General features: G+C 59.8%; 22 protein-coding genes. 13 read left to right on the forward strand and 9 right to left on the reverse strand.

The annotated features are described in order from the left end of the window. Window positions 1–131: 131 nt before the first annotated feature. Both hexR and ACP7BN_RS09215 read right to left on the reverse strand, forming a co-directional pair. Window positions 132–998 carry a transcriptional regulator HexR gene (hexR, locus tag ACP7BN_RS09210; protein ID WP_007954250.1) on the reverse strand — a complete coding sequence of 289 codons (867 nt, stop codon included), beginning with the start codon at window positions 996–998 and terminating at the stop codon, window positions 132–134. Window positions 999–1134: 136 nt separating this feature from the next. Next, window positions 1135–4008, reverse strand: coding sequence for a putative bifunctional diguanylate cyclase/phosphodiesterase (locus ACP7BN_RS09215; protein ID WP_426203416.1), 2874 nt, complete (start codon window positions 4006–4008; stop codon window positions 1135–1137). A 259-nt stretch (window positions 4009–4267) separates the two neighbouring features. Between ACP7BN_RS09215 and uvrD the strand changes: the two genes are divergently transcribed. The 3 genes from uvrD (at window position 4268) to ACP7BN_RS09230 (ending at window position 8083) form a co-directional block, all read left to right on the forward strand. Then, window positions 4268–6451 carry a DNA helicase II gene (gene uvrD, locus ACP7BN_RS09220; protein ID WP_426203418.1) on the forward strand — a complete coding sequence of 728 codons (2184 nt, stop codon included), beginning with the start codon at window positions 4268–4270 and terminating at the stop codon, window positions 6449–6451. 214 nt (window positions 6452–6665) lie between these two features. Further along, window positions 6666–7538: a Tim44 domain-containing protein gene (locus tag ACP7BN_RS09225; RefSeq protein ID WP_426203419.1), complete on the forward strand. Its 873-nt coding sequence runs from the start codon at window positions 6666–6668 to the stop codon at window positions 7536–7538. A gap of 137 nt (window positions 7539–7675) precedes the next feature. Continuing rightward, window positions 7676–8083 (forward strand): SMI1/KNR4 family protein, encoded by a 408-nt coding sequence (locus ACP7BN_RS09230; RefSeq protein ID WP_003187120.1) that lies wholly within the window; start codon window positions 7676–7678, stop codon window positions 8081–8083. 22 nt (window positions 8084–8105) lie between these two features. Here ACP7BN_RS09230 and ACP7BN_RS09235 read toward each other — a convergent pair whose 3' ends face one another. Next, window positions 8106–9869, reverse strand: coding sequence for a cation:proton antiporter (locus ACP7BN_RS09235; protein ID WP_420649342.1), 1764 nt, complete (start codon window positions 9867–9869; stop codon window positions 8106–8108). A 282-nt stretch (window positions 9870–10151) separates the two neighbouring features. On the opposite strand from ACP7BN_RS09235, the gene ACP7BN_RS09240 reads away from it, so the two are divergent. Then, a complete protein-coding gene (locus ACP7BN_RS09240) occupies window positions 10152–10634 on the forward strand; it encodes an acyl-CoA thioesterase (RefSeq protein WP_420649343.1) in 483 nt (160 codons plus the stop codon). Between the two features lie 131 nt (window positions 10635–10765). On the opposite strand, the gene pdxY is transcribed toward ACP7BN_RS09240, so the two are convergent. Further along, window positions 10766–11638: a pyridoxal kinase PdxY gene (pdxY, locus tag ACP7BN_RS09245; protein WP_426203421.1), complete on the reverse strand. Its 873-nt coding sequence runs from the start codon at window positions 11636–11638 to the stop codon at window positions 10766–10768. Window positions 11639–11755: 117 nt separating this feature from the next. On the opposite strand from pdxY, the gene ACP7BN_RS09250 reads away from it, so the two are divergent. Further along, entirely contained in the window at window positions 11756–12169 is a 414-nt protein-coding gene (locus ACP7BN_RS09250; protein ID WP_426203423.1) for a DUF3301 domain-containing protein, read from the forward strand. Window position 12170: 1 nt separating this feature from the next. Here ACP7BN_RS09250 and ACP7BN_RS09255 read toward each other — a convergent pair whose 3' ends face one another. Beyond that, window positions 12171–13142, reverse strand: a complete 972-nt coding sequence (locus ACP7BN_RS09255) for a CobW family GTP-binding protein (protein ID WP_426203424.1) — start codon at window positions 13140–13142, stop codon at window positions 12171–12173. Between the two features lie 25 nt (window positions 13143–13167). On the opposite strand from ACP7BN_RS09255, the gene ACP7BN_RS09260 reads away from it, so the two are divergent. Continuing rightward, window positions 13168–13524, forward strand: coding sequence for an NADH:ubiquinone oxidoreductase (locus ACP7BN_RS09260; RefSeq protein ID WP_426203427.1), 357 nt, complete (start codon window positions 13168–13170; stop codon window positions 13522–13524). 4 nt (window positions 13525–13528) lie between these two features. Here ACP7BN_RS09260 and ACP7BN_RS09265 read toward each other — a convergent pair whose 3' ends face one another. Together ACP7BN_RS09265 and zigA are read right to left on the reverse strand one after the other, a co-directional pair. Continuing rightward, a complete protein-coding gene (locus ACP7BN_RS09265) occupies window positions 13529–14179 on the reverse strand; it encodes a DUF1826 domain-containing protein (RefSeq protein WP_426203430.1) in 651 nt (216 codons plus the stop codon). Continuing rightward, window positions 14179–15384 (reverse strand): zinc metallochaperone GTPase ZigA, encoded by a 1206-nt coding sequence (gene zigA, locus ACP7BN_RS09270; protein ID WP_426203431.1) that lies wholly within the window; start codon window positions 15382–15384, stop codon window positions 14179–14181. The genes ACP7BN_RS09265 and zigA overlap by 1 nt, the downstream gene beginning before the upstream one ends. Before the next feature lie 144 nt (window positions 15385–15528). On the opposite strand from zigA, the gene folE2 reads away from it, so the two are divergent. Genes folE2 through ACP7BN_RS09300 form a run of 6 tightly spaced genes read left to right on the forward strand, consistent with a single transcriptional unit; the run spans window position 15529 to window position 20735 of the window. Further along, the gene (gene folE2, locus ACP7BN_RS09275) at window positions 15529–16425 is read left to right on the forward strand and encodes a GTP cyclohydrolase FolE2 (protein WP_426203434.1); all 897 of its coding nucleotides are present in this window, start codon (window positions 15529–15531) and stop codon (window positions 16423–16425) included. Continuing rightward, a complete protein-coding gene (locus ACP7BN_RS09280) occupies window positions 16422–17090 on the forward strand; it encodes a metal ABC transporter ATP-binding protein (RefSeq protein WP_426203436.1) in 669 nt (222 codons plus the stop codon). The genes folE2 and ACP7BN_RS09280 overlap by 4 nt, the downstream gene beginning before the upstream one ends. Then, window positions 17090–17956 carry a metal ABC transporter permease gene (locus ACP7BN_RS09285; RefSeq protein ID WP_426203439.1) on the forward strand — a complete coding sequence of 289 codons (867 nt, stop codon included), beginning with the start codon at window positions 17090–17092 and terminating at the stop codon, window positions 17954–17956. Before ACP7BN_RS09280 ends, ACP7BN_RS09285 begins: the two co-directional genes overlap by 1 nt. 11 nt (window positions 17957–17967) lie before the next feature. After that, on the forward strand, window positions 17968–18843 hold the full coding sequence (locus tag ACP7BN_RS09290; RefSeq protein ID WP_426203442.1) for a metal ABC transporter substrate-binding protein: 876 nt from the start codon (window positions 17968–17970) through the stop codon (window positions 18841–18843). Then, window positions 18840–19400 carry a carbonate dehydratase gene (locus ACP7BN_RS09295; RefSeq protein WP_426203443.1) on the forward strand — a complete coding sequence of 187 codons (561 nt, stop codon included), beginning with the start codon at window positions 18840–18842 and terminating at the stop codon, window positions 19398–19400. Before ACP7BN_RS09290 ends, ACP7BN_RS09295 begins: the two co-directional genes overlap by 4 nt. A 3-nt stretch (window positions 19401–19403) precedes the next feature. Continuing rightward, window positions 19404–20735, forward strand: coding sequence for a dihydroorotase (locus ACP7BN_RS09300; RefSeq protein ID WP_426203446.1), 1332 nt, complete (start codon window positions 19404–19406; stop codon window positions 20733–20735). A 560-nt stretch (window positions 20736–21295) separates the two neighbouring features. Here the strand turns inward: ACP7BN_RS09300 and ACP7BN_RS09305 are convergent. Next, on the reverse strand, window positions 21296–21814 hold the full coding sequence (locus ACP7BN_RS09305) for a DUF3617 domain-containing protein (protein ID WP_420649356.1): 519 nt from the start codon (window positions 21812–21814) through the stop codon (window positions 21296–21298). A gap of 145 nt (window positions 21815–21959) precedes the next feature. Here ACP7BN_RS09305 and cls point away from each other — a divergent pair, with 145 nt between their 5' ends. Then, a complete protein-coding gene (gene cls / locus ACP7BN_RS09310; RefSeq protein WP_426203449.1) occupies window positions 21960–23399 on the forward strand; it encodes a cardiolipin synthase in 1440 nt (479 codons plus the stop codon). A 2-nt stretch (window positions 23400–23401) separates the two neighbouring features. On the opposite strand, the gene cfaB is transcribed toward cls, so the two are convergent. Further along, the gene (gene cfaB, locus ACP7BN_RS09315) at window positions 23402–24589 is read right to left on the reverse strand and encodes a C17 cyclopropane fatty acid synthase CfaB (protein ID WP_426203451.1); all 1188 of its coding nucleotides are present in this window, start codon (window positions 24587–24589) and stop codon (window positions 23402–23404) included. Window positions 24590–24654: the final 65 nt, after the last annotated feature.

Genomic DNA, 24654 nt, shown 5'->3' on the forward strand with positions numbered 1-24654 from the left:
TCAGGGCAGAGGCAATTTGTGGCGAGGGAGCTTGCTCCCGCTGGGTCGCGCAGCGGCCCCGATATTTTTGTGAGCGCTGCGCACTCAAGCGGGAGCAAGCTCCCTCGCCACAACAGCCCCGCATTCCAGGGTCAGTCGTCCAGCGCTTTCACCGATTTGGGCGACAGGCGCAAGCTGCGCAGGCTGCGTTTGACGCTCTTGAGGTGGTTGACCAGGCTCGGCCCACGCGCCATCGCCACGCCCATTGCCAACACGTCGATCACTACAAGGTGAGCAATTCGTGATGTCAGCGGCGTATAGATTTCCGTGTCTTCATGCACATCGATCGCCAGATTGACCGTCGACAATTCAGCCAGCGGCGTCTGGCTCGGGCACAACGTAATCAACGAAGCACCGCTCTCACGCACCAGATTGGCAGTGATCAGCAGATCTTTGGAGCGACCGGACTGGGAAATGCAGATCGCCACATCAGTCGGTTTCAACGTCACTGCGGACATCGCCTGCATGTGCGGATCGGAATACGCCGCCGCCGTCAGCAGCAAACGGAAGAACTTGTGCTGGGCATCCGCGGCCACCGCGCCCGACGCACCAAAGCCGTAGAACTCGACGCGCTGCGCCTGCGACATCAACGTCACCGCGCGCTGCAATTCCAGCGGATCGAGCTTCTCGCGAACCTCCATCAGCGTGTGCAAGGTGGTGTCGAAAATCTTCAGGCTGTAGTCGGCGACGGAATCGTCTTCATGAATGGCGAACTGGCCGAAACTGGCGCCGGCCGCGAGGCTCTGCGCGAGCTTGAGTTTCAGATCCTGAAAACCCGAACAACCGATGGCACGACAGAAGCGCACGATGGTCGGTTCGCTGATACCGACGCTGTGCGCCAGGTCGGCCATGGAACTGTGCATCACCGCCGCAGGGTCAAGCAGCACGTGGTCGGCGACCTTGAGCTCCGACTTGCGTAACAGGTGACGTGACTGGGCAATATGTTGCAGCAGATTCAAAGGACTGGACTCTTGTTATGGGGCAGATGCCGGGGATGTAGCAAGCTTGTAGTTATACTACATGAATTGGCTTTTTGCCCGCTCAATGCGTATCTGAATGCCCCCGGATCAGGCGTCGTCCTCTGTATGTAGCCCTTTATGCCGGTTTTTCCTGCCCGCGTAGTAACTCGGCCAGAGTCGTCGCCTCGACCGGACGGCTGATCAGATAGCCCTGCACCTCATCACAGCCCTCAGCCCGCAAAAACTCCAGCTGCTCCGGCCGTTCGACGCCTTCAGCCACGACTTTCAGCGACAACCCATGCGCCATCGCAATGATCGCGCGAGTAATAGCCGCGTCCTCGCTGCCCTCCCCCAGTCCGCGAATGAACGCCTGATCGATCTTCACGTAGTCCACCGGAATCCGCTTCAGATAACTCAGCGACGAATAGCCGGTGCCGAAGTCGTCGATGGCCAACTTCACCCCAAGATCACGCAGTTGCTGGAACGTGGCGATGATGTGTTCAACGCTGTCGAGTAGCTGACTTTCGGTAAGTTCGAGTTCAAGGTAGTACGGCGCGAGGCCGGTTTCTTCGAGCACTTGGCGCACCAGACTGACCAGTTTGCCTTGGCGCAACTGGTGCCCCGACAGATTTACCGAGACCCGAATCGGCGCCAGCCCTTGCCGCTGCCATTCGCACGCCTGCAAACAGGCCTGGCGCAGCACGAACTCGCCAATCGGCCCGATCAACCCGGTTTCCTCAGCCAAGCCGATGAAATCCCCCGGCGGCACTCGGCCAATGGTCGGATGATCCCAGCGCACCAGTGCTTCGGCGGCGTTCAGCCGTCCCGTTTCCAGGCACAGCTTGGGTTGATAGAAGACGTGCAGCTGCTGTTCCTCGATGGCTTTGCGCAGCTGGTTTTCCAGTTGCAGACGCTCAAGTGTGCTGGCTTGCAGGCTTTCGGTGTAGAACTGGAAGTTGTTGCCGCCCAAATGTTTGGCGTGCTGCATGGCCATGTTCGACTGACTGACCAGCGCGGAGATTTCCCGGGCGTTGTCCGGCAGCATGCTGATGCCCATCGAGGCGCTGACCACCAACTCATGTCCGTCGATGATCAGCGGCAAGCGCAGTTTGGTCGAAAGCCGTGTAGCGACCCGCGCCAGACTCGACAGGCTGCCATAAGCATCGAACAACACCGCAAACTCGTCGCCGGACAGGCGGGCGATGGTGTCGGCTTCCGGCAAAGCGATGACCAGGCGCCGCGACATTTTTTGCAGCAACTGATCGGCGATTTCATGGCCGAGGCTATCGTTGAGCAGCTTGAAGCGATCCAGGTTGATGTGCAGCAAAGCCAGACTGCGGCGTCCGCCCTGCCGCACGCGTTGATGCGCTTCGTGCAGACGGTCGCGGAACAGCGAGCGGTTGGCCAGTCCCGTGAGTTCGTCGTAGTGTGTCAGGTAGCGCATACGCTCTTCAGATTCGCGACGCGCGGACAGATCGGCGAAGAAGCCAACGATATGGCTGACCTTTCCCCGGCGATCACGTACGACATTCAGTTGCAGCCACTGCGGGTACAACTCGCCGTTCTTGCGGGTTTCCACCAGCTCACCTTGCCAACTGCCGTGCTGCTCCAACGCCTGGCGAATGGCCGCGTAATGTCGACGCGCGTCGCGACTGCACGGCAACTCGACCACGTTGCGCCCGAGCATGTCGTCGATGTCGTAACCGGTGACCCGGCTGAACGCCTGATTGATCGCAATCAGCGAGTAGTTCGGATCAAGAATCACGATGCCTTCGCTGGCCGCTTCAAACACGGTTGCCGCCAGTTGCTGCTGCACCTCCAGGCTTTTGCTCACGCTGATGTCGCGGCGGGTGCCGACCATACGGATCACCCGTCCGCTGTCGCTGCGCTCAACCGCGCGGCCACGGTCTTCAATCCACACCCAATGGCCATCACCGTGGCGCACGCGGTATTCGATCTGGTAGTCCTCGGTGCGACCTTTCAGATGCTCGACCAGTGCAAACTTGAGCAACGGCAAGTCATCCGGGTGCAGCCGCGGCTTGAGATCCCTGAGCAGTGCCGTGACGTACTCCGGAGCCAGGCCAAATAGCTCGTGAATCTGCGTGTGATGCACTTCATCGGTTTGCAGGTTCCAGTCCCACAAGCCCAACTCACTGGCTTTCAACGCCAGCGCCAGCCGCGCTTCGCTTTTGCTCAGGGCCTGATTGGCGGCGTCCAGTTCCAGGCTGCGCTGAGCGACGCGCGCTTCCAGTTCGACTTGCGCCTCGCGCAATTTACCCTCGACGCAACGCCGGTGGTCGATTTCTCTGGCCAGTTCCTGATTGAGCTGTCCGCTGCGGGTTTGCGCCTGCTGCAAATGCTCGATCAGGTGCTGAGTCTGAAAGCGCCGCAGCAGACCGCGATCGATAAGACGATGAACCTGCCACGCCACCACGCTCAGCGAACCCAACAGAATCAACCCGAGCCAACCCCAGCCGCGCGCCTGATCGTCGCCGCCCCAGAACAGAAAGCCGATGGCCGGCAGCAGACACGGCAAGGTAAAGGACAGAAACGCCGGAAGACTCACCGCGTAAGCCACGCTGGCCGAGAGCGTCGCCGCGCCAATCAGGCCGAACACCCAGGCTTGCTCGATGAAGTTGTCGGCGGGCACCAGAGCGATGCCGGCGCCGGCCAGAGTCAGGCCGGTCATGGTCGAACCGAGCAGAAACATCCGCCGCCAGATCGGCTGGGCCTGACGGTCAGGGATCGCCGAATCGAACGCCGCGACCTGAATCACCCGCAACGCCACCAATGACAGCAGCCACACCAGCCAGACGCTGACCACGAAGTAACGCTGCGGGCTCCAGAGCAAACCGGCGCAGACCAGACCATTGATCAACATGAACAGCGTCGGCAGCAGCGAACCCTGATAAAGCAGGCGCGTGCGCTCTACCGCCATCTCGGTGGCGTAGTGTTTGCGGATAACCCGGGGTTCCACGGAGGGGCCCGACAGGTCTGAGCTGAGGGTCATAGGCAACGTTCTTGTTCTTATAGATGTGGGCATGCGCCCGGAAACGTGGACGGAGCATACACAAGCCGATTCACTTGCCACACTGCTCGCGAGCAGAATTTCAGCCAGACTTTTCGGCCTTTTACCCTCCTCAAAAGTCCCGAGGCGAGGCGGGGCAACGCCTGTAGCCGGTGACTGACCGGTCGTCATCGGCAGCACTTTCATCGGCTAATGCAAAGCTCGGTTTGCCCGGGCTGGCGGCGCACCCTAGAATGCCCCGATGCGCGATGATCTCTCCCTTCTGCTGAACTCCCTCAACGATGCCCAACGCCAGGCCGTAGCTGCCTCCGTGGGTCGTCAGTTGGTCCTGGCCGGTGCTGGTTCCGGTAAAACCCGAGTGCTGGTGCACCGTATCGCCTGGTTGATCCAGGTCGAGAACGCCTCACCCCACTCCGTCCTGTCGGTGACCTTTACCAACAAGGCCGCTGCCGAGATGCGCCACCGCATCGAGCAGTTGATGGGTATCAACCCGGCCGGCATGTGGGTCGGTACCTTCCACGGCCTGGCGCACCGCTTGCTGCGGGCGCACTGGCAGGAAGCCGGGCTGAGCCAGACTTTCCAGATTCTCGACAGCGACGACCAGCAACGGCTGGTCAAGCGGGTGATCCGCGAGCTGGGTCTCGACGAGCAACGCTGGCCGGCGCGTCAGGCGCAATGGTTCATCAACGGGCAGAAAGACGAAGGTCTGCGTCCGCAACACATTCAGGCCAGCGGCGATCTGTTTCTGGCAACCATGCGCAGCATTTATGAGGCCTACGAGGCCGCGTGCCTGCGCGCCGGTGTGATCGACTTCTCCGAACTGCTGCTGCGCGCCCTCGACCTGTGGCGCGACCACCCGGGACTGCTGGCGCACTATCAGAAACGCTTCCGCCACGTTCTGGTGGACGAGTTCCAGGACACCAACGCCGTGCAGTACGCCTGGTTGCGTCTGCTGGCGCAGGGAGGCGACAGCCTGATGGTGGTCGGCGACGACGACCAGTCGATCTACGGCTGGCGCGGCGCGAAAATCGAGAACATTCACCAGTATTCCGCCGACTTCCCGGATGCCGAGACCATTCGACTGGAGCAGAACTATCGCTCCACCGCCGGCATCCTCAAAGCCGCCAACGCCCTGATCGCCAACAACACCGGGCGCCTCGGTAAAGAGTTGTGGACGGACGGCGGCGACGGCGAAGCGATCAATCTTTACGCCGCGTTCAACGAACACGATGAAGCACGCTACGTTGTCGAAACCATCGAAAGCGCGCTGAAAACCGGCCTCGCGCGCAGCGATATCGCGATTTTGTACCGATCCAACGCCCAATCGCGCGTTCTGGAAGAAGCCTTGCTGCGCGAGCGCATTCCTTACCGCATCTACGGCGGCCAGCGCTTCTTCGAACGTGCGGAAATCAAGAACGCCATGGCCTACCTGCGTTTGCTTGAGGGTCGCGGCAACGATGCGGCGCTGGAACGGGTGATTAACGTTCCGGCGCGTGGCATTGGCGAGAAAACCGTCGAAGCCATCCGCGAACACGCGCGCCACGCCGATGTTTCGATGTGGGAAGCCATGCGCCAACTGGTCGCCAATAAAGGCCTGACCGGGCGTGCGGCCGGCGCGTTGGGTGGGTTTATCGAGCTGATCGAGAACCTCTCCGCCAAGTGCGCCGAGATGCCGTTGCACTTGATGACCCAGACGGTCATCGAGCAATCGGGCCTGATCGCCTATCACGAAGCGGAAAAAGGCGAAAAAGGCCAGGCCCGGGTGGAAAACCTTGAGGAACTGGTCAGCGCTGCACGTAACTTCGAGAACACCGAAGAAGACGAAGAGCTGACGCCACTCGCGGCATTCCTCGGCCACGCCTCCTTGGAGGCCGGCGATACTCAGGCCGACGAGCACGAAGACAGCATTCAACTGATGACGCTGCACAGCGCCAAGGGTCTGGAATTCCCTTACGTGTTCCTGGTGGGCATGGAAGAAGGCCTGTTCCCGCACAAGATGAGCCTGGAAGAACCGGGGCGTCTCGAGGAAGAACGGCGCCTGGCGTATGTCGGCATCACCCGGGCGATGCAGAATCTGGTGATGACCTACGCCGAAACCCGACGTCTGTACGGCAGCGAAACCTACAACAAGGTCTCGCGTTTCGTACGCGAGGTGCCGAAAGGTCTGATTCAGGAAGTGCGCTTGTCGAACAGCGTCAGTCGACCGTTCGGCGGTAATCAGTCGATGAGCGGCAGCAATCTGTTCGCCGGCAGCGAAATTCCGGAGACGGGATTCAGCCTTGGTCAGGCCGTGCGCCATTCGATCTTTGGCGAAGGCGTGATTCTCAACTTCGAAGGCGCCGGCGCTCAGGCTCGAGTGCAGGTCAACTTCGGCGAAGGCAGCAAGTGGCTGATGCTCGGCTACGCGAAACTCGAAGCCATTTAAACCTGAGTTGTGTGGGAGTGAGCAGGCTTGCTCCCACACAACTATTCCCACAGAACTTATTCCTCCTTCCTACAGACCAAAGCTAACAGGTCCTATTGCGCTGTCCGAAGCTGAACCTCACCTGTCAGGCAAAAGCCCGAAACACTCTGTCGCTAGCCAGTAACACTTCAGCTGTGCAACATGACGCGCATGTCTCACTAAACGGGAATTCCGTATGAAACGTTTTCTTAGCATCGCCATGGCGTTGTGTATCGGCCTGACGATGAGCCTCGATGCCAATGCAAAGCGCTTTGGTGGTGGCAAAAGCGCCGGCGCTGCGCCGACGCACCAGACCAGCCAAATGGCTCCTTCTTCTGCTGCGGGCGGCGCTGCTGCCACCGCTGGTGCTGCCGGTGCCGCGGGCGCTGCAGCCAAGGCTGGCGGTGCTTCGCGCTGGCTCGGCCCTCTGGCCGGCATCGCCGCCGGTGGCCTGCTTGCGTCCATGTTCATGGGCGACGGTTTCCAGGGCATGCAGATCTTCGACATCCTGATCATGGCCTTGATCGCGTTTGTGATCTTCCGCTTTATTGCCGCCCGTCGCCGCAAGCAGCAGGAGCATCTGGCTCCGGCCGGCGCGCCGATGCAGCGTGAAACCTTCGAGCAGAAGCCAGCAGGCATGGGTTCGATCTTTGGTGGTTCGGCTGCACCGGCTGCCGCCCGTCCGGTAATCAACGCTCCGGCGTGGTTCAACGAGCAGCGCTTTATCGAAGCCGCCCGTAACCACTTCCAGTCGCTGCAGCAGCACTGGGACGCCAACGAAATGGACAAGATTGCCGAGTTCGTGACGCCGCAACTGCTTGAGTTCCTCAAGCGCGAGCGTGCAGATCTGGGCGACGGCTTCCAGTCGACCTACATCGACAACCTCCAGGTTCAACTGGACGGCGTGGATGACCGTGCGGACAAGACCATCGCCACCCTGACCTTCAGCGGCGTGTCGAAAACCTCGCGTTTCGACCAAGGCGAAGTGTTCAGCGAAAGCTGGAACATGGAACGTCCGCAGGGCGAAAACCAGCCTTGGCTGGTGGCCGGTATCCGCCAGAACGGCTGATACCCTCTGCGTTAAGTATGTTGTAACGAAAACCCCAGCCTCGGCTGGGGTTTTCTATTTCGCGGTTGCATCTATAGCGAGCTACTGTATAAACCGCCCCATATAAACCGCGCCATACAAGCAAGAGGATCCCGGACGTGGAAGAAATCATCGAACAACTGCGTGAAGCCAACGAACCGGTACCGGTCCCCTTGGAGCTGCCAGACGAAGATCTGCTGGTAGAAATCGAAGAACAGCTGTTCATCGACATCCCGTTTGTCTTCAGAGAGTTTTTGCTGACCGTCAGCGACGTGGTTTACGGCAGCCTGGAGCCGGTGACCGTCACCGATCCGCAATCGCATACCTATCTGCCGGACGTGGCCGCCAATGCGTGGGACGCCGGGGTTGATCGCAGTCTGATCCCGATCTGCCAGGACGGCGACGATTACTACTGTGTCGAAGAAGACGGCACCGTGGTGTTGTGGCAAGCCGAAGAAGAGCTGATTGCCGAAGAAACCTGGGAGTCGGTCTGGCATTGGGCGCGGGACGTCTGGCTGGAAAGCTGATCGGCCAAACGCCCTCGAATGGTCAGTGCCCCGACGGCTCTTTGTGGTTGTCGAGCGTCTCCAGCAAGGCCACCTGCATCCGCGTGTGCACGCGGATGAACCAGCGCCAGAGCAGTGCCGCCACGGCGGCCGCGACCACGGCGATCAGCATCAGCAACTTGTTGGTCGGCAAGATACTGGCCGACAAGGCTGCCAACAGCAGGAAAATCACCAGCAGCGAGAGAATCGGGATCACTTCGGCGATCACCCGACGCACTCGCTGCGTGTGACGCCCGGCCATCTCCGGTTTCACGCCCATCTCCGCCAGCAGCATCGACAGCGCTTTAAGCTTGCGGTAGGCCGCGATCAAGAACGGCAACGACAGCAGCAGCGCCCCACCCCAGATCAACGCTTTCTGCCAGCTCGGATCACCAATCCAGTCTTGCAGGTAAGTCGAAATACGCTCGGCGAAGAACGCGCCCGAGAAGAAAATCGCGATCACCAGCGCCAGATTGACCCCGACCTGCAACAGAATCCGCCGGATGATCGATGCGAGCATCGCGCCCTCGCCCTGTGGCTGAATGCTGCGCAGCCATTCGCCATACATACTCAGCACCCGTCCCAAACGCTGCGGCATCGCCGCCGACAGCTTGATTGATAGCGGATCAGCCGCGCGGATCAGGTATGGCGTGAGCAGCGTGGTAATCACCGAAACAGCCACGGCCACCGGATAAAGAAAGTTGCTGGTGACCTGCAGGGTCATGCCCAGTGCAGCGATGATGAAAGAAAATTCGCCAATCTGCGAAAGACCCATGCCGACGCGCAGTGAGGTGCGTCCGTCATTGCCGGCGATAAACGCCCCGAGGCCGCAGGACACCATCTTGCCGAGCACTACGGCTACGGTGATCACGGCGATCGGCCATGCATATTGCAACAGGATCAGCGGATCGAGCATCAGGCCGATGGCGACGAAGAAGATTGCGCTGAACAAATCACGCACCGGCTCGATCAAGCGCTCGATCTTCAGCAGTTGCCGCGACTCGGCCATGATCGCGCCAATCAGAAACGCGCCGAGCACCATGCTGTATTCGAGTTTGACCACCAGCAGGCAGAAGCCGAAACACAGGCCGAGCACGGTGATCAGCAGCATCTCGTTGCTCTCGAATTTCGCCACATAGGCCAGCAATCGCGGCACCAGCAGGATGCCGATTACCAGCGCCACAATCATGAACAGCGAGAGTTTGCCGACCGTGGAGAACACTTCGCCGGAACTCACCGTGCCACTGACGGCAATGCTCGACAGCAAGGCGATGATGCCGATGCCGAGGATGTCTTCGACAATCAGCACGCCGAAGATCAACTGCGCGAACCGCTCGTTTTTCATCTTCAGATCGTTAAGCGCTTTGACGATGATGGTGGTCGAGGAAATCGCCAGGATCGCGCCGAGGAACAGCGAATCCATGGTGTTCCAGTCGAACCAGCGGCCGATTTCGTAGCCGATCCAGATCATCAGCACGATTTCGAGGAATGCCGCGATAAACGCCGTGGCGCCAACCTTGAACAGCTTGCGCAGGCTGAACTCCAGACCTAGGCAGAACATCAGGAAGATCACCCCGAGTTCGGCAAGGGTCTTGATGGTTTCTTCGTCGTGGATCAGGCCGAACGGCGGGGTGTGCGGGCCGATAATGAAGCCGGCAACGATGTAGCCGAGCACCACCGGCTGCTTGAAACGGTGGAACAACACGGTCACCACACCTGCGATCAACATGATCACTGCCAGATCCTGGATAAAGCTGATCGCATGCATGGCGTGGGCTCCTTGAGTGACGAGGCGCCCATCAGACGTCAGAAGAGTCCGGGCGAGCCGAGTAAAAATCCGCTTTTGCTGTGGGAATTGCCCTTGGGCGGGGCTTTCGCAGGGTAACACCGCGACTTCCAGCTGAAAGGCGGTGCAATATATGGAAACAGATCGATCCCGGCGTGACGGCAGCCAGTCGCTTGGCGTCCCGATAACGGTGGTTTTGAAAAAGCGACCAGGCACCCGCAGAGGTGTTCTTCCCGTAATCCTGCCTTGACCCGTGAGAACGTTATGGAACCCGGAAACGCCCAGCTGTCGATGACGGTACTGATGACCCCCGACATGGCCAATTTTTCTGGCAATGTCCACGGCGGCACCCTGCTCAAATACCTCGACGAAGTGGCCTACGCCTGCGCCAGCCGTTATGCCGGTCGCTATGTGGTGACCCTGTCGGTGGATCAGGTGATTTTCCGCGAGCCGATCCATGTCGGCGAACTGGTGACCTTTCTCGCGTCGGTGAACTACACCGGCAACACCTCGATGGAAGTCGGTATCAAAGTGGTGACCGAAAACATCCGCGAGCGCTCGGTGCGCCACACCAACAGCTGCTTCTTCACCATGGTGGCGGTGGATGACCAGCGCAAACCTGCCGTGGTGCCACCGCTACAGCCGCAGAACAGTGAAGACAAGCGTCGTTATATGCAGGCGCAGCAGCGTCGGCAGATTCGCCAGGAACTGGAAAAGCGTTACCAGGAGATCAAGGGCGACGCTTGATGCGTTCACGCCTTTAGATAGCTATCGCGGGCAAGCCCGGCTCCCACAGGTTTTTGTGCTGAATACACAATTGTGTTTCAACAGAGAACCCTGTGGGAGCCGGGCTTGCCCGCGATTGAGGCGACGCGGACTTACAGACTGATCGCGGTCGCTTCGAACTTCACCCGCGGATGCGCAATCCGATCCTGCGCCCGAATCAGCTGCAACTCGTAACTGGCGCACGCCTGAGTCTCCAGCAGTACTTCATGCACTGCCGCAGCGGTGAATTCGAACGCCGCCAACAGGCTGTCACCGAGCAGCACCCGCGCCAGAAACAGCCCGGACGTCAGATCGCCCACGCCCACCGGCTGACGCGGGAACGCCAGCAGCGGACGCCGCAGATGCCAACTGCCCTCGGCGGTCACCAGCAGCATTTCAAAACCATCCGCCGGTTTGCCCGGGTAGTCCAAATGCTTGACCAGCACCGCTTTCGGCCCGCGCGCCAGCAATGCGCGCGCCATGGCCAGGCAATCGAACAGCGACTGCGGTTTGCGCCCGGAGAAGCTGTCCAACTCCAACTGGTTCGGGCACATGAAATCCGCCACCGCCGCCGCTTCGTCCAGCAGAAAATCACTGACCTCAGCCGGCACGCTGCAACCCTTCTCCGGATGGCCCATCACCGGGTCGCAAAGATACAAAGCCTTGGGATTGATCGCCTTGATGCGCGCCACACCGCCGAGAATCGCCCGCCCCTGCGCCGCGCTGCCGAGATAACCGGACAGCACCGCATCGCAATTACCCAGCTCACCAATCGCGGCAATGCCTTCGACCAGTTCGCCAATCTGCTGCGGCGGCAACACTTCGCCTGCCCACTGACCATATTGGGTGTGGTTGGAAAACTGCACAGTGTTCAGCGGCCAGACGTTGACCCCAACCCGCTGCATGGGAAAAACCGCCGCGCTGTTACCGGCGTGGCCGAATACCACGTGGGACTGGATGGCGAGCAGATGAGGCGTACGTTTCATTCGGGTTTTTCCGTAAAACGATTGAAATTCAAGCCGCGCAGTATGCGACGAAACGCAGCCTGTACGACAGACCGGCGACGCAGTTAAGCTGACGTCATCTATTGGAGTTCCTTGTTGATGCTGACCCTGGAAAATATTTTCGTGTTCATGCTGTTCGCCATGGCTGGCGCATGGCTGTGGCACAACCACGGCTTGCGCGAGCGGGCGCTGGAGCGGGTCAAACAGCATTGCGTGAACGCCGGCGTCGAGCTGCTCGACGGTAACGTGGCGCTGAGGAAGATCGGCTTTATCAAGGATGCGCGCGGGCGCCGGCGACTGGCCCGTGTGTACAACTTCGAATTCACGGTGACCGGCGAAACCCGGCATAACGGCACCATCACCCAGTTCGGCGCGCACAGCGCACAAATCGAACTGGCGCCCTACCCGGCGCCGTTTGATGACACACCGCCGGTGGTGGAAGTGGCCAAGCCGCGGGCGCAGGTGATCGAGCTGAGTCAGTGGCGGCAGGAACACACCAAGTGGAAGCCTTGAGCTAGGTGGTCTGAATACGGCAGCCAGCCAGTTGAGCCTGTAACTGGGTGGCATCCTGCGGGCCGCTGAAAATCAGTTCGATTCGCGAGTCTCGTCTCCATTCACTGGGCTGCCAATCCAAGTCATCATTGTCTAAAACATTCGCTGAAACCCAACCCTGCGGGGTGTGGATAACCAGTTTCGCGCGGCGCCAGCTCAGGCTTTTCAGCCAATCGGCGACACGCGTTTCGTCGAACACCTGACTTGGATGCCAGCGCCAACCAACACTCCAACCACCCTCCTGCGACTGACTGAGGCAAATCGGCAGCGTTGGCTCGCTCCACACGGCCAGCCTCTGCGCCTGCCCTTTGGGCAGGACCAAGTTGTCCACACCTTCGACACCCTGCACCGCTAATCCCGGCAACTCGCTCAATGCCAATTGGGCCTGCTGCGTCCAGATCAACCTACTCGCTGGCAACTGCCGGGTGATTCGTTCGCGGACGTTCTGGTCGAGATTTTCTGCCTTGTTCAAGAGCAGCAAACCAGCACTGGCCAGCGCCTGCTGCTGCGCTGCCGGCAACGGCTTGCCCGCCGCCAACGCTTGGGCGTCCAGCACCAGCACACACGGCTGCACTGCCAATACGCCTAGCCATGGCGCCTCATTCAATTGCCTGAGCAATTGCGCCGGATGCCCCAGCCCGGACGGCTCAATGAACAGCCGATCCGGCCTGGCCTTGCGCAACAAGCGTCCAAGCCCGATCTGAAACGGCGCACCATTCACGCAACACAAACACCCCCCGGCCACTTCGCCCAGTGCGATACCATCGGCGTCGCTTGTCAGCAGGGCGGCGTCGAGGCCGATCTGGCCGAACTCGTTGATCAGCACCGCCCAGCGCTCGCCAGCCGGGCGCTGCGCCATGAGCTGGCGGATCAGGCTGGTCTTGCCAGCGCCCAATGGCCCGGCGATGACGTGGGTGGGAATGTTCTGCAACATGATTGAGGCTTTCTGGAGGTTGAAGATGCGGTGGATGGGATGGTCGTTGCTGTTGGCACTGATGTCGGGCGAGGCCTTGGCGCAAGCCTGCGTGGTGCACAGCCAGGCCGAGCGACTCGACGTGAAGGTCTGCCAGCAGAACCGCAACATCCCGGAAAAACTCTTCAGCGACGGCTTCTGCAAACCCGCATTGGCCGGGCAGAAAGTCGACGTGCAGTACGTCGACCAATGCCCGACCGGGGCTTTCGGCGTGTGCAGCAACGCGCAAGTCGCCAATATGCCTTATCGCCAGGATATCCACTATTACGGCGTGGCCACCGACGCGGCGTATTTGCAGCCGTATTGCGAGGCGCAAAGCCAGGGCAAATGGCTCAAGCCTTGAGGCGTTAGCCGAGCCAATCGAGGGTGAGTATCAGCCGCCTTTCGCCCGGCGCTGGTTGTGGCGAGCGGTGGATCAGACCGAAACCTTCGTTGCCGCTCCATTTTTCGCCTTTGAGCAACGCCACTTCACCGCTGGCCAGTTGTTGAATCAGCGATTTTTCCTGCGGTTCGCTCAACGGTTTTCCCAGTTGCCGGCGATCCATCGCGCCTTCTTTCAGCCACTCGCTGCCGATGCCGGCATAGGTGGTGATCAGCCGCACCGGTACATGGTCGACGTGGAAGCGCGGACACATCGCCGCATCCAAGACCCGCAGGCGCAAGCCGATGCGTCGCGCACCGAGCAGGCAGGCGAAGGCGCTGACCAGCCATTTCAGATCCGCGATAAAACCTTCGTAGCCTTCAAGCTCGCGCAATCCGGTGACCAGACTCGTCAGATCCGGCTCAGCGTCTTCATCAGCCAACTCCAGGTGCAGCGACTCGGCGTAGGGTTGGTTGAGCGACAGTAACAGGTTGGCGAAATCGCTAATGTGCAACGGCAATTGACGCTGCCAGACCGTGAGATTCACTTCATCTTCAAGGATTCGCGCCAAGGCTTGGGGGCCTCGGCCGTGATGCTGATGGCGCGTTGTGGATTGCAGCGGTTTCAGGGCGAGCATCAGGCAGCCTCTTCGTGCCAAGGGCCGAATGGGTCCGGCAGCGCTTGCCAGCCCTGGGTGCCTAGCGCCATTTCCTCATCGGTCAGCAGGCAGCTGTCGAGTTCCGACGCGAGCTGCAGGAAATCGATGTTCTGGCCGATGAACACCAGCTCCTGGCGGCAATCTCCGACATCGCTCGTCCAGTTTTCCATGATCGCCGCGGTGTTTTCCTCGTCTTGCGGCCATTGATCTTTTGGCACGAAGCGCCACCAGCGTCCGGCAAAACCATGACGCATCAAGCCGCCAGCCTGCGACCAGCTGCCGGCATCCTGCGGTTTACTCGCGAGCCAGAAGAAGCCTTTCGAACGCAGCAGTTTGCCATTCAGCCACGGGCGGTCGATGAAACTGAAAAAACGCTGCGGGTGAAATGGACGGCGTGCGCGGTAAGCAAATGACGCGATGCCGTATTCGTCAGTTTCCGCGACATGCTCACCGCGTAGCTCCTGCAACCAGCCCGGTGCCTGGGCTGCCTTTTCGAAGTCGAAGCGGCCGGTATTGAGGATTTTCTCCAGCGGCACTTCGCCCATGACCATAGGGATGATTTCGGCATGGGCATTTAGACGTTTGAGGATAGCGGTGAGCTCTTCCCTATCACGCCGGCTGATCAAGTCGATCTTGCTGATCAGCAGGACGTCGGCGAATTCGATTTGCTCGATCAGCAGATCGGTAATGGAGCGCTCGTCTTCTTCACCGAGTGTTTCCCCGCGAGACGCGAGACTTTCCGCTGCCTGGTAATCAAGCAGGAAGTTCATGCCATCAACCACAGTGACCATGGTGTCGAGACGGGCGATGTCGGCCAGACTCTGGCCGTGCTCATCACGAAAAGTGAAGGTCTCGGCGACTGGCATGGGTTCGGCGATGCCGGTCGACTCAATCAGCAGATAGTCGAAACGTCCTTCGCCGGCGAGCTTGCTGACCTCCTCCAGCAAATCCTCGCGTAACGTACAGCAGATACAGCCGTTACTCATCTCGACCAGTTTCTCTTCTGCACGATTCAGGCTGACATCACGCTGAACTTCGCTGCCATCGATGTTGATCTCGCTCATATCGTTGACGATTACAGCTACGCGCAGATTGTCACGATTACGTAGTACGTAATTCAGAAATGTACTTTTTCCGGCGCCGAGAAAGCCGGATAAAACGGTCACTGGAAGTGGGATAGACACGGGGGTAATCCTTATCAGGCAGTCGCCAAATCAACGCCCGCTCAACCAGCGCTTGCGTCGATGAAAGCTTGTTCATGAAAAATTGGTCGTTGATTGTATTGTTATAATGTAACATCAATTTCAATCATCACAACGGACCAAATCATGAATGCGCTGACGCTGCCGGATATCGCCGCGCAAGCCGCTCGCCAAGCGTTGCCCCTTGAATGGGTGGGAATGCATGGCATCGCCTTGCCTGTTTTAATCGAAGGCCAGCGTTTAGCTGCCAAGGTGGATGCAGGCGTCAGTCTCGATAACGGCGAAGCGCGCGGAATTCACATGTCGCGCTTGTATCTGGCGCTGGAGAAACTGGAACAGCGCAATCTCACCCCGGGACTGTTGCGCGGAGTTTTGCAATGTTTCCTCGATACGCATGCGGATCTGTCGAATAACGCCTACCTCAACATTCACACAAGTTTGCTGCTGAAACGTCCTGCTCTGATCAGTCCTCTGAGCGGATGGAAAGCCTATCCGGTCTGCATCGCAGCCAGTCTGAAAAACCAGATGTTCCACGTGGAACTCACACTTGGCGTGCAATATTCCTCGACTTGCCCTTGCTCAGCGGCGCTAGCCAGACAACTTATCCAACAGCAATTCGTCGACGATTTCGCCAACAAGTCGCTGGAGCACGCGGACGTTTTGGCTTGGCTCGGCTCGACTCAGGGCATTGTCGCCACCCCTCACAGCCAACGCAGCACTGCGCAAATTCATGTGCATCTGGAAGATTTCGTCGATGAACTGCCGCTGACTGCAATCATCAACGACGCCGAAGCCGCGCTAGGCACCGCTGTGCAAACCGCGGTAAAACGCGCCGACGAACAAGCCTTCGCCCTCGCCAACGGCCAGAACCTGATGTTCTGCGAAGACGCCGCGCGCCGGCTAAATCTTGCCTTGCGACGCTCACCCGGAATCAGCGAGTTCCACGTACGCGTGATCCACGCCGAAAGCCTGCACGCCCATGACGCAGTTGCCGAAACGCATTGGCGGCGGGAGCAAGCATGATCCGCTGCCAAGGTCTGAGCTGGGGTGCGCCCGGCCAACCGCTAACCCCACTCCTGAATCTGCAATTGGAGAGTGGTAGCCTCACCGCCATCGTTGGCGTTAATGGCAGCGGTAAAAGCAGCTTGCTCAAAGTCATCGCCGGTTTGCAGAAACCATTGTCCGGGAAAGTCGCCTTGAGCGTGCCGAGACAAAGCGGTGTGTCATTCCTGCCGCAACAACAGCATCTGGATCGACAATTCCCGATCAGTCTTGAAGAACTGGTAGCCGCCGGATTCTGGGGGCGCAGACTTTCGACGCAACTTCGGGCACAACGTCTGGCGCAGGCACTCGATGCCTGGCACCTGAGCGGCCTCGAACGACGTCCGTTGATGGCGCTCTCCGGCGGTGAACTGCAACGCGCCCTACTCGCCCGTCTGAGTCTGGCCGATACGCCTGTGCTGTTGCTCGACGAACCGCATGCGGCACTCGATGAACTCGGTCAGGCTTTGCTCTGGCAGCACCTCCACACATGGCACGAACTAGGTCGGACTTTGGTTGTGGTCTGTCATGACCTCGCCGCCGTGCGCCAACACATACCGCAAACCCTGCTGATCAAAAACAGCGGCTGCGTGTTCGGCAACAGCGCCGAACTGATCCAGCAAACTCCTCACACGCAGGTGGCCTGATGCAGGCCATCGCGCATTTCTGGCAACCGTTCCAGGACTTTGTATTTATGCGCCGCGCCCTGATCGGCGGTCTGGTTCTGGCTTGCAGCACAGCCCCGCTCGGGGTGTTTTTGATACTGCGGCGCATGAGTCTGATCGGCGATGCCGTAGCCCACGGCATCCTGCCTGGCGCTGCGCTCGGCTTCTGGTTCGCCGGACTAAGTCTGCCCGCCCTGACCATCGGAGGCCTCGGCGCCGGGCTAAGCATGGCCGGAATTGCTGCATGGATCACCCGCCGCACTGGCCTGCGCGAAGACGCCAGCCTCGCCGCGATTTACCCGATCTCCCTCGCCAGCGGCGTGCTGATTCTCGGTATAGCCGGCAAGCGCCTGGATCTTCTGCATCTGCTGTTCGGCTCGGCATTGGCCGTCGACGGCCCGACGCTCACCGGCATGTTATGGGTCTCGGCACTCAGCCTGATCGCCATGGCGCTGATCTACAAACCACTGCTGCTCGACACCCTCGACCCACTTTTCCTGCGCACTGTCAGCCGCCTCGGGCCGCTTGCCCACGGCGTGTTTCTGACCTTGGTGGTGCTCAATCTGGTGATTGGTTTTCAAGCCATCGGCGCGTTGATGGTGGTCGGATTGATGATGTTGCCCGCCGCCGCGTCACGCTTCTGGAGTCGCCATTTGCCGACGCTGATCGCCATCGCCGCATTGATCGGCAGCCTCTCGGTATGGCTCGGACTGCTGCTGTCGTTCTACTACTCACTGCCCAGCGGCCCGGCCATCGTGCTGGTGGCGGGTTGCGCTTATCTGCTGTCCGTAGTGTTCGGCCCGGTGCACGGTTTGCTGCGCCGCCCGCCTTTGCTCACATCCCAATGAGGTGTCTCCCGATGCGCGCTCTACTCGTGCTATTCAGCCTGATGCTGTCGATGTCGTTATCGGCGGCGGAAAAATTACCGGTGGTCACCAGCTTCAGCATCCTCGCTGACATGGTGCAGCAGGTCGGCGGCGAGCATATTCAGATCACCAACATGGTCGGTGCAGATGCCGACGCCCACACCTACGAGCCAACACCGGACGATGCCAAGGCTTTGCTCAAAGCCAGGCTGATCATTAAAAACGGACTCGGATTCGAGCCGTGGCTGGATCGACTGGTGACCAGTACCGAGACCAAAGCCACGGTGATCAGCGCCAGCCGAGGCGTGATTCCACGCGCGCTGGATGAGGACGGCGAAACCGTTCCCGACCCGCACGCCTGGCACAACCTGGCGAATGCCGAACTGTATGTCGCCAACATCACCAAAGCGTTGATCGCCGCTGACCCGGCCAACAAGGCTGATTACGAGCGCAACAGCCAAGCCTATCTGAAACAGATCTACGCCCTGCTCGCCGAGGCCAAAACCAAACTCGGTTCACTGCCGCCGGGCAATCGCAAGATCGTCACCAGCCACGATGCCTTCGGTTATCTCGGGCAGGCGTATGGAATCGACTTCATGGCGCCGCAAGGGCTGTCCACCGAACGCGAGCCATCCGCCAGCGAAGTTGCCGCGCTGATCACGCAGATTCGTCAGGCCAAAGTCAAAGCGGTGTTCATGGAAAACATCAAGGACGCGCGCCTGCTCAAACAGATTGCCGAGGAAAGTGGCACGCACATTGGCGGCACGCTGTATTCGGATGCGCTCGCCGCCAGCGGCCCGGCCAGCACGTTTACCGGCCTGTTCGAATACAACCTCAACACACTTTACCAAGCACTGAGCCAGCCATGATCCGCAAAAATCCTTCCGGCGATTTGCCGCAGATTGCCGAGTCAGCCTACGTCGACAAAACCGCGATCATCTGCGGCAAAGTCGTGATCGGTGAGAACGTATTCGTTGGCCCTTACGCAGTGATCCGCGCGGATGAAGTAGACGCATCGGGCGAGATGCAGCCGATCACCATCGGTGCCAATTCGAACATTCAGGACGGCGTGGTGATCCACTCCAAATCCGGTGCGGCAGTGACCATCGGCGAGTTCAGCTCCATCGCCCATCGCTCGATCGTGCATGGCCCGTGCGTGGTCGGCGACCGGGTGTTCATCGGCTTCAACAGCGTGTTGTTCAATTGCGTGGTCGGCAACGGTTGCGTGGTGCGGCACAACTCGGTGGTCGATGGCCGCGATTTGCCGGACGCGTTCTACGTACCCTCCACCACCCGCATCGGCCCGGGCACCGACCTTTCGCAATTCCCGCCAGTGAGCGTCAGCGCTTCGGAGTTTTCCGAGGACGTGGCGCGCACCAACGTCGATCTGGTGCGCGGCTACAAAGCCTTGCAGAACGAGTTCTGAATTATGAGCAGTGTGTTGATTCGCAATGCGCGACTGGTGAATGAGGGACGCGAATTCGATGGCGATCTACTGGTCAGCAACGGTCGCATCGTCAAGATCGCGCGCAGCATCGAGGATGAAAATGCCACGCTGGAAATCGATGCCGACGGCCAGTGGCTGCTGCCGGGAATGATCGATGACCAGGTGCATTTTCGTGAACCCGGCGCTCCGGCCAAGGGCAGTATCTACACCGAATCCCGCGCGGCGGTGGCCGGTGGCATCACCAGTTTCATGGACATGCCCAACACCAATCCCGCGACGCTCACACTTGATGCGCTGGCCGATAAAAAGCGTCGGGCGGCGATGAGTTCGGTGGCCAACTACGGCTTTCACTTCGGCGTCAGCCACGACAATCTTGATACCGTCGCCGCGCTCAATCCGTGTGAAGTGGCCGGGGTCAAAGTATTCATGGGCGCCTCCACCGGCAACATGCTGGTGGACGATCCCAAGACCTTGGAGCGACTGTTCGCCGAGGTGCCGACGATTCTGCTGGCCCATTGTGAACACACGCCGAGCATCGATGCCAATGCCGCGAACCTGCGCGAGTTGTTCGGCGCCCATCTGCCCGCCGCCGCTCACGCGCTGATCCGCAATGCCGAAACCTGCTACCGCTCTTCATCGCTGGCGGTGGATCTGGCCAAGCGTCATGGCACGCGCCTGCATGTTTTGCACCTGACCACGGCGCGCGAACTGCAGTTGTTCGAGGACCAACCGCTGGCGCAGAAACGCATCACCGCCGAAGTCTGCCTGCATCACCTGCTGTTTGATGACCGTGATTACCCAGCCCTCGGCAATCAGATCAAATGCAATCCGGCGATCAAGTCCCAGGCTGATCGCGATGCGTTGCGTCAGGCGCTGCTCGGCAATCGGCTTGACGTAATCGGCAGCGATCACGCGCCGCATACCTGGGCGGAAAAGCAGCGGCCATATGATCAGGCACCGTCCGGTTTGCCACTGGTGCAACATGCGCTGCCGGCGCTCTTGGAATTGGTGGCAGACGGTGTATTGCCGATCACTACGTTAGTGGCAAAGACCAGTCACCGCGTGGCGGACCTGTTTGCGATTCCGGATCGAGGGTATTTGCGCGAAGGTTATTGGGCGGATCTGGTGTTGATGCAGCCGCAGATGCTGGAGGTGGATCGACAGCCGATTCTGTCGCAGTGCGGGTGGACGCCGTTTGCTGGACGCAGCTTTCGACATCGAGTGACGACGACGCTGGTATCGGGGCAAATTGCCTGGGATGGCAATCGGGTCAACGATGGGTGTCAGGGCTTACCCTTGCGGTTTATGCGCTGAGCATAAATGGGCCATCGCCAGCAGGCTGGCTCCCATAGTGGGAACTGGGTACATCAGCAAGAGATTGGTCGGCTATAAGGCCGCCATCGCTGGCAAGCCAGCTCCCACAAGGTTTAGGTCCACCCGAAAACCGCACGTCGCTTTTCACCACTCACCACAATGAGCGTTAGCTCGAGTACCGCTCTTGATCTCGAGCGCCCGTCGGCAGGCTGAGTAGAGGGATTGATCCGGGGGTGGGAGCGCAGCGACCGTTTGGCGCAGCCAAACACATCGAGAGGAGGTGCAGCGAAGCAAACCGGAGGCGATGCCCCCGGATCAATCCCGGAGCGAAGGAACCCGAGCCACAGCGAGGGCCGAACGTCAGGGTAAAGCCTTTTGGGTTACCTTTTTGGCGTTTGAAAAAGGTGACCCGCCGTCAGGGCGGAACCCTAGGAAGCCGTTACCGCAGCAACGGATATGGACTCAGTCAAAAACAGGTTTGGCGGCTTCCCCTCAAACATAGAATCTCCCACAGGAAGATGCATTTCTCCTGTGGGAACCAGCCTGCTGGCGATGCTTTGTCAGGCTCGGGGTTTAACCGTGCCGCAATCCTGACCCAACCACACTGCGCGGGTCTCAAGACTGCCCTTTTGCTGAATACCAATCGCATTGAACGTGCCGTTGGCCACCGTGGTGAACTCACGATCACTGAGGAAAGTAGCCACGCCAGTGCCCTGAGCTTTCGGGCAACTGAAGCGGAATTTCCACTGGTTGCCGGTGCGGTCGGTGATCTGCTGCTTGCAGCCCGATTGCGGGTCCGCCAACGGAATATCGTCGGTCGCGACCTGCTGCTGCGTCAGGCAGGCACGAATGCCTTTACCGCCGATATTGATGCCCTGCTTCTCCAGCGCTGCGCGCTGCTGCGGGGTCATCTGCCCTTGCAACTGGCCGAGGATCGATTGCACATCCATCGGCTGATCATCGACTTTGACGTTGCTCGATGTCATTTCCCACAACCCCGGCTGCAACATCTGCGCCTGAGCAATCACCGGCAAAGCCAAACCCAGGCCCAGCGCCAAACCCAGCAGACGAACGTTCATCGAGTAACTCCTGATCAGTAGTGGCCGTTAGACGTCGGCCAATTGTTTCGGTTCATGCCGGGCTTTGCCAGCAGAAACTAAATAGCGACAATCGCCAAGGAACATGGTCTGTTAAGCATTGCATCTTCCGGAGCAAGGTTGCCCCATGGATTATTTTGGACCGCACATTTTCGGTTATCTGATCGCCCTTATACACACCCTGGGTTCAATCGCCGCGATTCATGCGGTGCTGACCGTACGCACCGCGCAAGGCTCGATTGCCTGGGCGCTGTCGCTGGTTTTCATTCCTTACTTCACGCTCATTCCTTATCTGGTGTTCGGCCGCAGCACCTTTGATGGCTACATCAAGGCACGACGCCAGGCCAACGAGCACATGCGTCAGGCGATCTCTGAACTCAACTGGCGGCCATGGGTGGAAGAAGCCCTCGCCGCCCGCGCATCCAGCGCCTACGCATCCTTGCGTGCGATGCCGAAACTCGGGCGCATGCCATGTCTGGCCAACAATGAAGTGCAGTTGCTGATCAATGGCACCGCCACATTCGAGGCGATTTTCGCAGCCATCACTGCCGCGCGCGAAGCCGTGCTGATCCAGTTCTTCATCATTCATGACGACCGTCTCGGCCAGCGCCTGCGCGATCTGTTGCTGAAGAAAGCCGCCGAAGGCGTGGCGATCCATCTGCTCTACGACGGCATCGGCAGCCACGCTCTGCCCAAAAGCTATGTGCAAAGCCTGCGCGACGGCGGTGTCGAGGTCAAAGCCTTCGCCACCCGCAGCGGCTGGCTCAATCGCTTTCAAGTGAATTTCCGCAATCACCGCAAGATCGTCGTGGTCGACGGTCTGATCGGCTTCGTCGGCGGGCATAACGTCGGCGACGAGTACCTCGGTGAAAAACCGCCGCTGGCACCGTGGCGCGACACTCATGTACAAGTGCGCGGCCCGGTGGTGGCGTGCATGCAGGAGTCATTCGCCGAGGACTGGTTCTGGGCTGCACGCACGCTGCCGCCGCTGATCCTGCCGGACGCTTACCCGGAGGATGGCGTGCTCTGCCAATTGCTCGCCAGCGGCCCGGCGGATGCCTACGAAACCTGTTCACTGTTCTTCGTCGAAGCAATCCACGCAGCCAACGAGCGGGTGTGGATCACCAGCCCCTACTTCATTCCAGACGAAGCGGTATTCGCCGCGATGCGTCTGGCAGTCCTGCGCGGGGTTGATGTGCGCTTGCTGCTGCCGTCGCGCCCCGATCACCGCATCGTCTACGCGGCGTCCAGCCTGTATGCGTTCGAAGCCGTGCGCGCCGGCGTGCGGGTGTTTCGCTACGAGCCAGGTTTCCTGCATCAGAAGGTGGTGTTGATCGACAGCGAAATCAGCGCCATCGGCAGCGCCAATCTGGACAACCGCTCATTCCGGCTGAATTTCGAAGTGATGCTGTTGACGGTCGACAGCGAGTTCGCCGCCAGCGTGGAACACATGCTCAACGCCGACTTTGACCAGGCCTGCGAAATCGCCAAAGACGAAAGCCGGGAACTGCACCGCCTGCAACAACTCGGCATGCGCATCGCCCGGCTGATTTCACCGATTCTCTAGCGCTAGGGGTTATAGATGTCGTCGCGGGTCCATGGCAGTTCATGGCTGCCGTCGGCGTGGGCTTTGACCGCGAGAATCTGGTGCAGATTGATCCAGCCACGGGCGAACGCGTAGGCGCAACCGGCGAGGTACAAACGCCAGATGCGCAGCGCCTGATCGGGAACCAACTTGCCAGCGGCTTCGAGATTGTCCTCCAGCCGCTCGCTCCAGTGATCCAGCGTACGCGCGTAATGCAGGCGCAGGCTTTCGACGTCGACAATCTCCAGCCCTGCATCACTGATCTCGGCCGAGATCATCGACAGGTGCGGCAGCTCGCCATTGGGGAACACGTATTTCTCGATGAACTCCCCGGCGCCGCGTCCGACCGGGCGGCCATCAATGTGCTTGGCGGTGATGCCGTGGTTCATCACCAGGCCACCCTCCTTCACCGCGCCGAACAGGGTTTTGCAGTACTCGGCAAGATTGGCGTGGCCGACGTGTTCGAACATACCGACGCTGACCACTTTGTCGAAGCGTCCGTCCTGGGGCAGATCGCGATAATCGAGCAGTTGCAGCTCGACCAGATCTTCCAGACCTTCTTCCTTGACCCGCTCACGCGCCAGTTCCAGTTGTTCTTTGCTCAGGGTGATGCCGAACACTTTGGCGCCGAATTCGCGCGCGGCATAGCGCGCCAGTCCGCCCCAGCCACAACCGACATCCAGCAGATACTCGCCTGGTTGCAAGCGCAGCTTGCGGCACAGGTGGCGAAATTTGGCCTGCTGCGCCTGCTCAAGGGATTCGCTGCCGGTTTCGAAATACGCGCAGGAATACGCCATGTCGCTGTCCAGCCACAGTTGATAAAACGCGTTGGACAGGTCGTAGTGATAGGAAATGGCTTTGGCGTCGGTTTCCTTGTCGTGCGCCGCGCGCACAGGCTGGCTGCCATCATCGGTGCCGAGCAGCACTTGGCTCAACTCGTCGCAGACCCGAATGACTTCGCTGATCGAACCCTCAAGTTCGAGCTTACCCTCGACGAACGCTGCCCCCAGCGCGTCCAGACTTGGATGGGTGAGTTGGCTGACCATCTGTGGATCCTTGACCACGATGGTGACGCTGGGCGCCGGCCCCAGATTGAATTCGTGGCCGTCCCAGAGTCGCAGGCGAAGCGGTAGCTGCAGATTCTGCAAGGCCGGTGGAAGTTGCGCGAGCATGGAATATCCCCCCTTGTTTCAGACGTCTGATCTGAGGGTAGACCATCCTTGAAAAATAGCTGGCT

Origin of the sequence: Pseudomonas sp. TWP3-1 (assembly GCF_049896625.1) — a bacterium.
Classification (GTDB): Bacteria; Pseudomonadota; Gammaproteobacteria; order Pseudomonadales; family Pseudomonadaceae; genus Aquipseudomonas.

What these genes read in the sequence shown, in the direction of transcription:
- ACP7BN_RS09260 (WP_426203427.1), top strand. Translation starts at nt 13,168, where the DNA reads ATGCGGTGGATGGGATGGTCGTTGCTGTTGGCACTGATGTCGGGCGAG.
- ACP7BN_RS09300 (WP_426203446.1), top strand. Translation starts at nt 19,404, where the DNA reads ATGAGCAGTGTGTTGATTCGCAATGCGCGACTGGTGAATGAGGGACGC.
- ACP7BN_RS09305 (WP_420649356.1), bottom strand. Translation starts at nt 21,814, where the DNA reads ATGAACGTTCGTCTGCTGGGTTTGGCGCTGGGCCTGGGTTTGGCTTTG.
- ACP7BN_RS09290 (WP_426203442.1), top strand. Translation starts at nt 17,968, where the DNA reads ATGCGCGCTCTACTCGTGCTATTCAGCCTGATGCTGTCGATGTCGTTA.
- ACP7BN_RS09265 (WP_426203430.1), bottom strand. Translation starts at nt 14,179, where the DNA reads ATGCTCGCCCTGAAACCGCTGCAATCCACAACGCGCCATCAGCATCAC.
- folE2 (WP_426203434.1), top strand. Translation starts at nt 15,529, where the DNA reads ATGAATGCGCTGACGCTGCCGGATATCGCCGCGCAAGCCGCTCGCCAA.
- pdxY (WP_426203421.1), bottom strand. Translation starts at nt 11,638, where the DNA reads ATGAAACGTACGCCTCATCTGCTCGCCATCCAGTCCCACGTGGTATTC.
- uvrD (WP_426203418.1), top strand. Translation starts at nt 4,268, where the DNA reads ATGCGCGATGATCTCTCCCTTCTGCTGAACTCCCTCAACGATGCCCAA.
- ACP7BN_RS09225 (WP_426203419.1), top strand. Translation starts at nt 6,666, where the DNA reads ATGAAACGTTTTCTTAGCATCGCCATGGCGTTGTGTATCGGCCTGACG.
- ACP7BN_RS09285 (WP_426203439.1), top strand. Translation starts at nt 17,090, where the DNA reads ATGCAGGCCATCGCGCATTTCTGGCAACCGTTCCAGGACTTTGTATTT.
- ACP7BN_RS09240 (WP_420649343.1), top strand. Translation starts at nt 10,152, where the DNA reads ATGGAACCCGGAAACGCCCAGCTGTCGATGACGGTACTGATGACCCCC.
- ACP7BN_RS09235 (WP_420649342.1), bottom strand. Translation starts at nt 9,869, where the DNA reads ATGCATGCGATCAGCTTTATCCAGGATCTGGCAGTGATCATGTTGATC.
- ACP7BN_RS09250 (WP_426203423.1), top strand. Translation starts at nt 11,756, where the DNA reads ATGCTGACCCTGGAAAATATTTTCGTGTTCATGCTGTTCGCCATGGCT.
- cls (WP_426203449.1), top strand. Translation starts at nt 21,960, where the DNA reads ATGGATTATTTTGGACCGCACATTTTCGGTTATCTGATCGCCCTTATA.
- cfaB (WP_426203451.1), bottom strand. Translation starts at nt 24,589, where the DNA reads ATGCTCGCGCAACTTCCACCGGCCTTGCAGAATCTGCAGCTACCGCTT.
- ACP7BN_RS09295 (WP_426203443.1), top strand. Translation starts at nt 18,840, where the DNA reads ATGATCCGCAAAAATCCTTCCGGCGATTTGCCGCAGATTGCCGAGTCA.
- ACP7BN_RS09255 (WP_426203424.1), bottom strand. Translation starts at nt 13,142, where the DNA reads ATGTTGCAGAACATTCCCACCCACGTCATCGCCGGGCCATTGGGCGCT.
- ACP7BN_RS09280 (WP_426203436.1), top strand. Translation starts at nt 16,422, where the DNA reads ATGATCCGCTGCCAAGGTCTGAGCTGGGGTGCGCCCGGCCAACCGCTA.
- ACP7BN_RS09215 (WP_426203416.1), bottom strand. Translation starts at nt 4,008, where the DNA reads ATGACCCTCAGCTCAGACCTGTCGGGCCCCTCCGTGGAACCCCGGGTT.